Source organism: Mesorhizobium sp. B2-2-3, assembly GCF_006442405.1.
Classification (GTDB): Bacteria; Pseudomonadota; Alphaproteobacteria; order Rhizobiales; family Rhizobiaceae; genus Mesorhizobium.
In genome coordinates, this window is sequence record NZ_VFWC01000001.1 from 641,538 (window position 1) to 654,066 (window position 12,529).

At 58.3% G+C, this 12,529-nt stretch carries 11 protein-coding genes; 7 read left to right on the forward strand and 4 right to left on the reverse strand.

Going from position 1 to position 12,529, the window contains the following annotated elements:
- The first annotated feature begins 328 nt into the window (after positions 1-328).
- Genes FJ951_RS02915 through FJ951_RS02925 form a run of 3 tightly spaced genes read left to right on the forward strand, consistent with a single transcriptional unit; the run spans position 329 to position 3,318 of the window.
- Positions 329-1,414, forward strand: coding sequence for a type III polyketide synthase (locus FJ951_RS02915; protein ID WP_140513489.1), 1,086 nt, complete (start codon positions 329-331; stop codon positions 1,412-1,414).
- A complete protein-coding gene (locus tag FJ951_RS02920; protein ID WP_140513491.1) occupies positions 1,415-2,137 on the forward strand; it encodes a class I SAM-dependent methyltransferase in 723 nt (240 codons plus the stop codon).
- Positions 2,134-3,318 carry an FAD-dependent monooxygenase gene (locus tag FJ951_RS02925; protein WP_140513493.1) on the forward strand — a complete coding sequence of 395 codons (1,185 nt, stop codon included), beginning with the start codon at positions 2,134-2,136 and terminating at the stop codon, positions 3,316-3,318. The genes FJ951_RS02920 and FJ951_RS02925 overlap by 4 nt, the downstream gene beginning before the upstream one ends.
- A gap of 134 nt (positions 3,319-3,452) precedes the next feature.
- Here the strand turns inward: FJ951_RS02925 and FJ951_RS02930 are convergent, their stop codons facing one another.
- The 4 genes from FJ951_RS02930 to FJ951_RS02945 form a co-directional block, all read right to left on the reverse strand.
- Positions 3,453-3,758, reverse strand: a complete 306-nt coding sequence (locus FJ951_RS02930; RefSeq protein WP_140498458.1) for a hypothetical protein — start codon at positions 3,756-3,758, stop codon at positions 3,453-3,455.
- A 178-nt stretch (positions 3,759-3,936) separates the two neighbouring features.
- Entirely contained in the window at positions 3,937-4,437 is a 501-nt protein-coding gene (locus FJ951_RS02935) for a metallophosphoesterase family protein (protein ID WP_140513495.1), read from the reverse strand.
- A gap of 79 nt (positions 4,438-4,516) precedes the next feature.
- Complete coding sequence (locus FJ951_RS02940; protein ID WP_140513497.1) at positions 4,517-4,846, reverse strand: DUF768 domain-containing protein; 330 nt, start codon at positions 4,844-4,846, stop codon at positions 4,517-4,519.
- A 757-nt stretch (positions 4,847-5,603) separates the two neighbouring features.
- Positions 5,604-7,610 (reverse strand): DUF4838 domain-containing protein, encoded by a 2,007-nt coding sequence (locus FJ951_RS02945; RefSeq protein WP_140513499.1) that lies wholly within the window; start codon positions 7,608-7,610, stop codon positions 5,604-5,606.
- Positions 7,611-8,300: 690 nt separating this feature from the next.
- On the opposite strand from FJ951_RS02945, the gene FJ951_RS02950 reads away from it, so the two are divergent.
- The 4 genes from FJ951_RS02950 (at position 8,301) to FJ951_RS02965 (ending at position 12,477) form a co-directional block, all read left to right on the forward strand.
- On the forward strand, positions 8,301-8,495 hold the full coding sequence (locus tag FJ951_RS02950) for a hypothetical protein (protein WP_140498455.1): 195 nt from the start codon (positions 8,301-8,303) through the stop codon (positions 8,493-8,495).
- Between the two features lie 485 nt (positions 8,496-8,980).
- A complete protein-coding gene (locus tag FJ951_RS02955; protein WP_318012505.1) occupies positions 8,981-9,460 on the forward strand; it encodes a MucR family transcriptional regulator in 480 nt (159 codons plus the stop codon).
- A 210-nt stretch (positions 9,461-9,670) separates the two neighbouring features.
- Positions 9,671-11,257 carry a GMC family oxidoreductase gene (locus tag FJ951_RS02960; protein ID WP_181167350.1) on the forward strand — a complete coding sequence of 529 codons (1,587 nt, stop codon included), beginning with the start codon at positions 9,671-9,673 and terminating at the stop codon, positions 11,255-11,257.
- A gap of 440 nt (positions 11,258-11,697) precedes the next feature.
- Complete coding sequence (locus tag FJ951_RS02965) at positions 11,698-12,477, forward strand: response regulator transcription factor (RefSeq protein ID WP_140498453.1); 780 nt, start codon at positions 11,698-11,700, stop codon at positions 12,475-12,477.
- The last annotated feature ends 52 nt before the right edge of the window (positions 12,478-12,529 follow it).

A 12,529-nucleotide genomic window follows, 5' to 3' on the forward strand; every position in this document is an offset into this window, starting at 1 on the left:
CTAAGCCGCCTTGACAATACCCCTGGTGGTCCGGGGAACCCGCCGGTCCGACCGAGATCGCGGTCGACTGGCCAAGGCCTTGGCCGTTGCGGTACGGTGCCACATTCGACGCTCGCCCGCCTGCGCCGCCGACAGCGAGGATGCCTCCAATTGCGCTTGGTGCCGCCATTGGCCGGCACCTTGGAAATCGTCGAGGACGAGGGAAGCTTTCATCTGTCCCGAACGTTTATGAGAGTGTTTACCACCTCTCAGGGGCTGGTCCCGACCCGGTCGGGTTCGTAGTCACCGCCCGCGGTACACCAGCCTAAAGCTGTAGGCCGAGGAAAAGATGCCCGCTCAAGCTTTCATCAACCGGATTGCGGCAGCCGTTCCGGAGAATGGCGTTCACCGCTTCTTTCTTCAATTTGCCGGTTCCCAGTTGACGGCAAATCCCCGTCGCCGGGCGATCTTTGATCGCATGGCGGACAGATGCGGAATAGAGCATCGTTATTCGTGCTTTGCGCCCGCCGATGATCCTGAAGGCCCAAGTGTCGATTTGGAGGGTGTTTTCAAACGCGGCGCGTTTCCAGGCACGGCAAAGCGCATGGAGATGTTCGCGGCCACAGCGCCCGCTCTGGCTGAACAGGCCGTGGAGAAGCTCCTTCATGGTCAGGACAGGAGCCGTATCACACATTTGATCGTCACCACCTGCACGGGGTTTTCCGCCCCCGGCCTGGATCTGGAAATAATTGCCCGGTGCAACCTGCCGACCTCCATCGAGCGCACAATCCTCGGCTTCATGGGTTGCTATGCAGCGATCAACGCACTCAAGCAGGCACGACACATCATCCGGTCGGAACCCGAGGCCCGGGTTCTGGTGGTCAGCATCGAACTCTGTACGCTTCACCTCAAGGAGACCTCCGACCTTGAAAAGCTGCTCTCGTTCTGCCTGTGGGGCGATGGCTGCTCGGCTGCGTCGGTAAGCGCCAGTCCTTTTGGCATAGGACTGGATAGTTTTCACGCGCTCGTCGATGGCGGCAGCCGCGACCTCATGACCTGGAACATACATGACGACGGTTTCGACATGGTGTTGTCGGGAGAGGTTCCCGCCGCAATCCACCATGCACTCGGCACAGACATAGGCAGCATTCTGGGAAACAGGAGCGTTTCAGACGTCGACCTTTGGGCCGTCCACCCGGGCGGCCGCTCCGTTCTCGACGCAGTGGAGCGCGCGCTGAATCTCCGTTCCGATGCGTTGTCGACCTCCCGCGAGGTCCTTCGTGAAAACGGAAACATGTCCTCTGCTACCGTCATGTTCGTACTCGAGCGAATGCTGCGCGAGGCCACAAAGGAAGACCGTGTGGGTTGTGCCATGGCATTCGGACCTGGCCTGACGACCGAGACGATGATGTTCCACACAGCCGGCGATACCTGAATGGCCAATGATCTCGACCATCGTCGGATCGAGCGGGAACTGCTCGACAATTTGCCTCCCGACGATCCAAGGGCCGTCGGTTCGCGGCGTGATCTCGCCTGGATAAACGCACTGATGTTTCAGAGCGCGATCATGGCCAGCCTGTTGAAGGCAAGCGTGCGCAAAAGCCCGACCAGATTTTTGGAAATTGGTTCCGGCGATGGAGCATTCATGCTTTCCGTCGCAAAGCGCCTCGCCCGGCGCTGGACAGATGTCGACCTGGTCATGCTTGACCAGTTCAACCTCATTTCAGACAGGCGGTTCGCTGATTTCTACGCACTTGGTTGGCGGGTCGAAACCATCATCGATGATGTCTTCGAATGGATCCAAAGCCCCCGAGCCGGCGCCTTCGATGTGGTATCGGCCAACTTGTTTCTGCACCATTTTCCGGACGCAGCCCTGAAACGCCTGTTTTTGGCGCTTCGCCCTCTGGCGCCAGTGTTTCTCGCCACCGAGCCGAGCCGAAACGCCATTGCCTTAAGAGCCTGCTCGCTTCTGCATGTCATTGGCGCGAACGAGGTGACTTTGCACGATGCGCCGGCAAGCGTCCGCGCCGGTTTTGCGGGTCATGAGCTTTCCAGCCTATGGCCCCCGGATTTCAGGCGCCAGTGTGCAGAACGCAGAATTGGACCGTTTACCCATGCCTTCCTTGCCGTCGACCGCGCTTCGGAAGGTTTGCCATGATGTACGACGCCATCGTCATAGGCGCCGGGCCAAGTGGTTCTTCGGTGGCCTTGGCTTTGAGCGGCCAGGGGCGCGCCGTTGCTATCGTCGAGCGAAGTGAATTCCCGCGCCGCAAAGTTTGCGGGGAATTCATGTCCGCGGTCAATCTGGATCTGTTGGATAGATTGGGCGGAGGCGCCGCGGTTCGCGCCAAAGCCGGTCCGGAGGTCAAGCGGGTTGCACTTTTTGCATCGGGTCCCGGCACGGATGCGGGCATGCCGCGGGCCGCGGGAGATGCATTTGGACGCGCGCTCGGGCGCGACGTTCTGGATGGCATGCTTTTGGATGCGGCTCGCGATGCCGGAGCCGACGTGTTTCAGCCTTGGCGGGCGGCGGAGATCACCACCTATGGTGACAACGCTATGATTCGAATCGAAAGCAAGCACGATCAGGGAGTTCTCGTTGCGCCGGTCGTGATTGCCGCGCATGGCTCGTGGGAACAAGGAAAGCTTCCGACGAACCTGCCGAAAACCAATGCGCCGCACGATCTTTTCGGATTCAAGGCTCATTTCACCGGCGCTGAGCTCGACCGCGACCTCATGCCCCTGCTGGCATTTCCGGGCGGCTATGGCGGCATGGTCTGGGCCGACCGGAACAGAATGTCGCTGTCGTGCTGCATACGCCGCGACGTCTTGATCAGGCTACGCGAAAAAGGCAACGTCTCGTCGGCAGCCCAAGCTGTTCATGCCCATATCCTTGCTTCGTGTCCCCGTGTCGCCTCCACGATCGTGAATGCCACGCTCGATGGCGAATGGCTCGCCGCAGGTCCCATACGGCCTGGCATTCGTCCACGTTTTGCCGACGACATGTTTCGGGTGGGCAACCTCGCCGGTGAGTCCCATCCCATCATCGCTGAAGGCATTTCGATGGCCCTGCAGTCAGGCTGGTTGCTAGCCAACGAACTGGCCAGGTTCGGCCGTTGGGACCGGGCGGCGAGGATTGCTGTTGGCCGCCGCTATTCGAAGGTCTGGAACAGCCAATTTGCCACCCGCATTCGCGTGGCTGCCTTGTTGGCACGCCTTGCCTCCCATCCCATGTCCGCTGCCGCGATGGACACGTTCGTGAGCGGCTTCCCGAACAGCCTGACGCTGGGAGCCAGATTGACCGGCAAAACGAAACCGCTGCCGATCGGGTGCGACTGAGAGGCTCAAGACTTTGTGCTCCAAGACGCTATAGCGGTCATGCACTCCGTCTTTCGATAGCCCCAGCCTTGCGATTCGACATGATGTCTCAGGCCCGGTCATCGCCGGGCCTGAGCTGAATTCTGCTGGCGGAACTATTTGTTGCAATTTTGGGACGGCGAGGTGGCAGTGCCGCTGGCGGTATTGGTGTCGACGTCATTGCCCGCAGTGTCCTTGCAACGGTCGTTCATGCCGTTTGGTGTTGTCGTGGTCGAGTTCGTCGCATTCGGATCAGTTGTGACGGTGCCCGTGGTGCTGCCGGAGCCGTTGACGCTCGTGCCGCTGTTGTTCATGCCGCCGCCTGCGGTACCGCCGGCATTGCCCGAGCCGCTCGTTTGGGCCAGGGCGGATGTGGCGAGCGCTAAGGACAGGGCGGATGCGACCAAGATCGTTTTCATCATAAGTGCCTCCATTGGTTAAATCGCTTGTTGCGATCACTTTCCCAACGGAGCGCCGTCCTTGTTGTTCCTGTAACGGAAAATCGTGATCGATCTTCATTCTTGTCCGGCTTTGATGCAGAGCGAAGCACATCCAGAACTGTATAAATGACGACTGCCGGTCCGTGGCGCCGGTCCACGCTCAGCCTGATCGACGGTTATGCTTGCTGAGCAGGATCGGCAGGGAAACCGGCCGGAAATTCCACACGTCAACGCCGACATCACGCTGGCGAGTGAGCGGCTTCAGCTTGCCATGCGAATGGCCGTGCAAATTCACCGATCCCTTGCCCATCTGATTCCAGGTCCGGAAGGGATAATGGCACAGGATGAGGAGGGTGCCGTCCACCACCAGTTCCGCATAGTGCTGGATGCTGGCCCAGCCGGATGCGAGCGTTGCATCGCTTCCGTCATTGTTGCCGATGATCAGGTGCTTGCGCCCATTGAGCTGCGACAGCACGTTTTCGATGCCGGCCTTCGGGCGGGCAAAATCACCCAGATGCCAGATCTCGTCGTCCGAGCCAACGGTCTCGTTCCAGAGGCTCATCAGCGCCGCGTCATGCGTTGCCAGCGAGCTGAACGGCCGCCGGTCAATTCGCAGAATCCGTGGATCGTTGAAATGAGTATCGCTCGTGAAGAAGATCATCCTGTGCGCGACTTCCCTCGCTGATCGACCCAGCCCGATACGCCGGACTAACGATCCGGTATTCGGCTGTACGCGCTCGTCAGCTTCCTTCCTTACGGCCGTCACCTGCGGCAGACGCTGAGTGCTCAGGCTCCGCAGCCTCAAGACCTTCGATGATCGGCGTGAGCGAGCCATCTTCCTCCGGAACTGGTTGCCGGCCGTTGGTTGCGTTCGTCTTGTCGAGGGCCTGCTGGATGGCGTCCTCTATGTTGCCGATATCTTCTTCGCGAACCTCGCGCCCATATCCTGCGGCGTCCGCATCCTGCTCGAATTGCTGGGCCAACACCGCGACGCTGACTTGCGTGTCGGCGGCCAGGTTTCCGACATTCTCCTGCAGCCAGGTTCGAAAGAACTCGATCGTCGCGCTCATATTGCCTCCTGAACCGGACAACTGCTGCTGAGAGCGGTTGTTCCATGTTCCTGGCCACACTTTGCGGACTCTTGTGACGTTGACCTTGGGTGCCGGGGATCCGATGAACGCGCCGGTTGAGCATGGCCATTGCCGCTGCCATCGGTGCCGCGGCCCTTGCCGTCGGCAACACACGGTATCCGAACGGAGTAGCCCCAAACTGTCAGCTTACAATTTGCAGTCATAGGTTACAGACTTCCCGTGTTCTATAAAGGGAGGTGGGAAGTACCTGGGCCTAACAATACTCTAGGGCGCGGTTGAAGGTTCGCCTTCGAATCGCGAAATGCCCAGGTGGTTCACGGCTCCCAAAACAATGGGAGGTGTCAGCCAAACAGGATGAAAATCGGGTTTCGGACCCTAGTCCCCTCGGTCCGATCCACCGGTTCAAGGGCAACGTAACACAGCTCAAAGCCGACAGGAAAAATGCAGTCCGGCAAGTCTCGGCCGCACATCGGGAAACCAGAGCCAGGCACCGACTTCCGCGCAGCACGACGTGTCCTCTCCGGCGATTGAGGAAAAATTGCGAGGTGATTGTCGTGTCTGTCGCCTGTCTTGACGCAGTCCCCCCGTTCATGGACAGAAGCGCTCCCGCAACTGCACCGAGCACAGTCGGCAGTGCCTGGCACAACGCCGACCACCTCTCCCTAGCTGGCCAGGGCGCGATATCGCGCGGCTTGGCCAGCTAGCTTCCCGCAAATCTTCTTTCAAAATAGATGGATCATTCCGGATCAAGGTCCGGAGATTGAATCGCAAAGCCCGGCAGGATCCAACTCTGGCTCTCCACCCACGCGCAGTGATTCATGTTGGATATCCACATATGCTCATATGATCGCCGAAATTGCAGCAACGCTTCCAGTTCCGGCTTTCCGCGCTCATAGGCGGATTGCGGATCGCCGAGCGTGAGCTTGCTGGCCGCTCGCGAGCACAGCTTCGCATGCTGCAATCCCAGCTCAAGAAACTTCACCCGCATCGAGGCTTCCGGATCTTGGATTGCGGAGGCTGCCGCCCTGTCAAGCAAGGCTTCCGCCGGCGCGAAACTCTCCTCTGGATAGACAGCGTGCGCCGCCTTCGCCCAGCTTCGCCAACGAGATGCTCCAAGAGCCTCGAACCCCTCCCGCAGCTGGGCGCGAGCGTTCGAAGTATACGCCTGCCAATAATCAAAATACCTTTTGACGTCGTCGGCCGCAGGTCCGAAGGCTGAATAATATTCCGACAACAATGACTCCACGGCAGTCTCAGGATGTGTCTGCAGGCGCATCAACAAATAGAGATTTGGACCTTGCGTCGCCCAATGGCCTGTCAGCGAGTCAAAATCGGTTCCGACCATCCCGTTTCGCGCCGCGTTCTGAAACTCGTCGGCGAACTGGCCGGCGAATATGTGCGGCATGCAGTAGCCATCCAGGAAATAGTTGGTGCGCATGAACACCTGGGCAGTCGTTGCCGCCCATCCGCGCCACTGGTCTTTTATCCAGTCCTGCTCTTCGCCGCTGCGTGGATAGTACCAGGCCGATGGGCAAAACCCGATCAGGATATTCGGGTTCAACTTGATTCCCGATGTCGGTGCCGCGAAGTAATTCATATAGGCGTATCCCACCACGACCGCGTTAGGGTCGTCTTTCGCGGCTATCCGCTGAATGGCTTGCCAGGAACGCGCATAGCGGTCCGATACGAAAGGCTTGCTGGCGATCTTCGACTTCGACGGAATGAACTTTCGATAGTCAGGCGGCTCTGGGCCATCCAGCGCTTTGCATATTTCGCACTCGCACTGCCCCGGGATGTCGTTCTCGACCGCATTGACGAAAGTTGGCTGTCCCGCAGAGGCGCTCCGATGCTCACGCCATTGCGAGACGATCTCTTCTCGCAAGCCCGGATTGGAAATGCACATCGAGAAGCGAGCGCCCAGCCTCACCGGGCCCCGTTTGCCTCTGACCAATTGAAACCATTCGGGATGCTCGGTGCCATACCGCTGCCACCAGTCGACGAAAGCGTGACCGTAGTTCGTGGGTACTCTGCGGCCCATTCGGTGGCGACGCAGGAACGTGGCCTGGGCTTTCATATATTCTTTCGCCGCTGCTGCGGTGAAACCCATTTCGGGATGTTCTTCGCTCGTGAAGCCAGCTCCAGCGCGCACGCGACGCTGCATGAACCGGGGCGTAACGACGTAATCAAGCGCGGGGATCACCAAGGACTGTGCCTTTGGGACAAACGTTCCCAGTTCACCTGGCCATAGCCATCGGACACCGAAATAGCGATCAAGGAGCTCGTACACGCCGAAGAGGGTGCCCGCGGACGTGTTTTGGTCGAGTGCACTGCCGGGATGATCGAGGCCGGCGATGCACAGATGGTTGCCGACGGTTCGGATGATACAGGTTTCACGCGCCAATGCGCCGAATGTGATTCCGGCTGCCCGGGCGAACCGGGTGTCGCCCAGAAAAATATGGGCGGCGTTACGCAGGCCAGCCGGCGAGACATGGTTTTCAGTTGTGATGGCAGGTTGGATGCCGGTCGCTTTTTTTATGTGCCAGCCGAGTTCCGTGGCGGCGTAGTGAACAGAGCCACTCGGCTGATCCGAAGTAACGAGCGTTGCCGCAGGTCTGCCGCGGGCGATAAGCGTTACGCCAGCTGAAGATTGAGTGGCCGCTTTGCCAGGGTTGGTAAAGCCAAGCCAGTGTAACAGGCCCAGAACCGTTCCCTGTGCAAACGTCCTTCGCGATAACGGCCCCATGCCAAAGACCTCACCTATGCGCGCGCATCCAAGAATGTAGACCCATTTTAGGAGGACGGGCGTTCACAACAATTTGTATCACGTAAGCTTTGCATGCTTCAGCCGTTACGTTTTCCCTTACCCGCATGCCGATCCATTGATGGCCAGTCTGCAGTTCGGGGCCAAGACGAAGATCAGCGTGTGAGGGTTCTCTTTGTATAATAGGTACATACACGCAGAGTCCCATCTCATTTAAAGGGTGAAAAGAATTAATCGAGATATACGCAATTTTTTTCGGGAAAAACTATCCATCTCCACGGGATAAGCAATGCCCTCTTTTGGAGGTTTATCATGATCAAACACATTCTTTTGACAATCTCGCTGAGTGCTTCAGTGGCTTCTTTCATCTCGCCGTTTTGCCGATTCCGGACAAAGGTCGGGCCGTCCGAGGCCGGCCGGTCGGGTGGCACCAGCGGATCTGGCGAAAAACCGCTGGCAAGTCTGGCGGGTGCGGAGAGGACGGCAAAGGCGGCCAAATAGCTCCAGCCTGGGGATATCGCCCAATTCAATACTCCGCTGGCGTAGCCAGCGGAGGCAGTTTTCACCGCTGTGCGACCCATTTGCGCAAACCAATGGTGAAGTCCTCACGATCTGGGAACTCTCATCCGCCATGTTCGTTACTGCTCCACATTATGGAGAGATGGGGGTCGGATGGATTTTTCGAGACGCAGGGACTGGGAAGCTCTAGCCAGCGCCCTCGACATCAACATCTATCAGCGTTCAAAGACAGTGTGGATTGCGGCTGGAAAGTACCGCGGCAAAGACATTGAAGTGAAAGGCCGCTCGCCAAGCATCGCACTCGCATTGTGGAAGGAAGCTGCGGGCTATACCGGCTCGGAGTGGTAGAAAGAGCGGTTCGTCAAGCCGCGCCGCTCAGGTCCAAGCGCACATGCGCAGTGCAAGGCGCAAGCATTGTTCAAGGCTTACGGGCCTGGAGATGTCTTGCGCTGTCCGCGTGGACAATCGTGACTTTAAGCGCGCCATGAAGCTCCAGACACGACAGCCTTGAACAAGTCGAGCCGTCGCGAACAAGTCGAGTCGTCGCAGAGAGGCGGCGCTGGATATCGATTTGACGGTCGATACCGGTACGCGACATGTGCGCGCCGGCATCGGATCAGTGCGGTCTTGCCGGCTTAGCTGTGCCGCCGGTGCTGCCGGTTTCGCCGCTGCCATCACGGGATCGGGATTGCCAAGCGGTACCACTTTTGGATGGATCGGCTGCCGCCAAGGGACAATTGACACAAACGGCACCTGGGGATGGCATTGGGCCATGCAAGGAGCGGGGCATCAGGAGCATTCTCCTGTGACGGTGGGCAATCCTTCAATGAGCGATGCAGAACGTGCTCCGCGCCTCGGCCACGGAAGATAGCCTTCTTCAGGCAATGAGCGGACTCATGGACTCTGACCCCGCCGACCACATTGAGCTAACCGCTGATATTGTTTCGGCCTATGTCAGGAAAAACCGGACGTCGCCTTCCGATCTGGTTGACCTGATCCAGAATGTCGGCCGTGCCTTGCAAAAGCTTGCCGTGGGCGATCACCAGCCCGAACCGAAACCTGTTCCAGCCGTGCCGATCCGCAAGTCGGTGACCCCTGACTTCATCGTCAACCTGGAGGACGGGCGCCGCATGAAATCCTTGAAGCGGTATCTTACATCCATCGGCATGACGCCAGCGCAATATCGCCAGAAATGGGGCTTGCCGCCGGATTATCCGATTGTGGCGCCAAATTTAACTGCGTTGCGCTCGGAGGCAGCCAAGAGGATCAGGCTTGGACAACGGAATGCCAGTGGCCGAACTTCCAGAGGCTAACCGAATGGAGCACAGGGCGAGGCTCCGGCAGTCCTCGCGCCGTTGCTCGTATCGTGACATTTGTTTTCTTCGGATCACAAATTTGACGTGCCCGCCCGATGCCAGCGGGACCAACAGCCAAATGGGGCTGGGGGCAAGGCGCAAATGGCCACGCTATTCTCACAGGCGTGCAATTGCTGGTCCCGATCGACACCATGCCCGATCGACGCCATGATTGAAGATTGCAACGCGTTTCCGCAAGGCATGCGCCTGGAGGCGGATGTGTGCATCGTGGGAGCGGGTGCCGCCGGCCTGGCGATAGCATCACAACTAGAAGGCACGCGGCATCGCATATGCGTCATCGAAAGCGGTGGCATGACGTACGAGCACTGGCGCCAACGGCTGTCGCGCGGGCTGTCCGTGGGTCAACCTTACGAAGCTCTTGATCTTTGCCGCCTTCGTCAGTTCGGCGGGAGCACAGGCAAGGCTGGTTGGGGCGGATGGTGCAAGATGTTGGACCATGGCGATTTCGAGCATCGGCCCTGGATACCCCTGAGTGGTTGGCCCGTCGCCCATAAATCATTACTACCCCATTATGAGACCGCAGCCCGCCTGCTCGGAATCGACGACCTGCTGACCGATTGGCCGACTTCCGCGGTCATGCCTGAAAACGGGCCGCTCTTTTCGGAACGCTGCTTTCTCAGTCCCACTCCGGATCTCGGAGCAACGCTTCGCAAGAAGCTTAAGGACGCAAAAAACGTCCAGGTCGTGCTGCATGCCACGGCGCTGCGGCTCGACACCGACGACTGCGGAAGGCGGGTTCGCTTCATCGAGGTAGCGAGTACGCCGAACAAACGATTCCAGATTGCTGCGCGATTTTTCGTGCTGGCCTGCGGCGGTATCGAAAACGCGCGCCTGCTCCTTGTTTCAAACCGACAGGCGCCGAATGGCATAGGAAACCAGTATGACCTGGTTGGCCGCTATTTCATGGAGCATCCCCGGGTAAAATGGGGAAGCCTGCAAGTCAGCAAGCCCGACAACATGATAGACCTCCACGTGCCCTGGACCCGCACGACCGGATTGTCGCCTGAAAACCGCGGCACCAATGATGCATTCGGACTGGCGCTGCGGCCCGAAATACGTGCAAGCGAGCGCCTCCTCGATTCCCGCACATGGATCAAGCCTGGGCCTTGCGTCAATCACATGGATGGTTCCGAAGCTTTGCAGTATCTTGCCTTCTGGCTGCGGAGAGGCCGGCTGCATCGCGACCTTATCAAATGCGGCCGAACTATCCTGATGCATCCGGCGGGAGCAATATCGGCAGGTTTCGAACGGATCTGGCACTCACGTCGGCGTGCAAGGCATTTTCATTTTGACACGATACTGGAACAAGAACCGGATCCGGCAAGCCGCGTCACGCTCGATACAAGGCTCGACGAGTTCAGTCTGCCCCGTGTGAAGCTGCAATGGAACGTGGGGCCTCTCGTCCGACGGACGCTTGAGCGTGTCCAGGCGATCATCACTGAAGAGATGAAGCGGCTGGGGCATAGAAGCGCCATTCATCCAGGCCAGGACAAAAACCCGGCGGGGGAGCGAGACATTCCATATCACTGGGTTCGACACCACATGGGCACGACGAGGATGAGCGACGACCCGCGAACCGGCGTGGTCGATAGTTCGTGCCAGGTGCACGGCCTCGCAAATCTGTTCGTCGCCGGCAGCTCGGTCTTCCCGACCGGAGGCAACGACATGCCCACCCTCACCATTGTCGCGCTCGCTATCAGACTGGGCCAGCACTTGCGGCAAAGCCTCGAATAAGCTCGCCTCCACCTTCGCCAAAGCGGTCAATCGACGAGGAAAGGGAGCAGGCTGCGACGTCTCATGCCGCAGGTCCGCCATATGGAATATGCCGGCTCCTGAATGTAATTTTACGCTTTGCCGAGAAAGTGTGCGCGTTTTGAGCGAAGGTCTGACCAACGGCTCACATAGCCACCCCTGTTCAGCTCTTTGTCGTAACGATTCTGGATGACCGCTACTTCCGTAGCTACCCCCTATTGGTAAGCGCATGGACTTCGAAGCCAACTATAATACTGCAACCACGACTTTTTCACTTTGATTGCTTGAGGAAACCGAAATTTTGGCCGCGCTGTGCGTTTTGTCACACCACCACCTCCGGTCCACAAGCTATTACTAAAGTGTTAAGGTATGGGTTTAAAAGCGAAATCTCCGTTGGGGCGAGATTTGCGCGGGGGTGAGTCATGACAAGTTTTTTGCCTGCGAATGATCGGACGGACAAAACTGATCTTGATCAATATCCATCTATTCTCGACGTCAATCGTCTCTCACCGTCCTCGGGAGAGGGAATCGAGATTGCAATCATCGATGGCCGGCCTTTGATGTGTGACTGCTTCAGCAGAAGCCTCGAAATCATCGAGCCATCATTTCATATCCAGCATTACGCGTCGGTCGAAGCGTTCGACATGGCGGATCCCGAAGAAACGCAGAGAGTTTCGACGGTCCTGATGTGTGTGATGTGGTCGAACTCCCAGGCGGACTATCACCTTTCCCAGATAGGCCATCTGAAAGCGACCAGGCCCGAGGTAGGGGTGGTCATCCTATCGGATATCGAGAACTTTGAGGACATTCTCAAAGTGGTCGAAAACGGCGCGCGTGGCTATATTCCTACCAGCGTCAGGTTGCAGGTGGCCGCCAAGGCCATCCAGCTTGTCGCGGCGGGCGGAACTTTCGTCCCGCCCAGTGTTCTCTTTCATTCAGGACGCGCCGTCACCGACGGTCAGTCCGCGACCAAGCAGCAGCCGCACGGAGACAACACTTTTACCTCGCGTCAGATGTCTGTCATCGAGGCATTGCGTCGAGGAAAGGCGAACAAGGTCATCGCGTACGAGCTCAACATGTGTGAAAGTACGGTCAAGGTACACATTCGGAATGTCATGAAAAAACTTCGTGCGAGAAACCGTACCGAAGTCGCCTACATACTCAACACAACGCCGTATGAAGGGATTGCCATACGGAATTGAAATATGGGTGCCGCCTCACTCAACGAGTAATGGTTCTTGACGGACCGTTTTA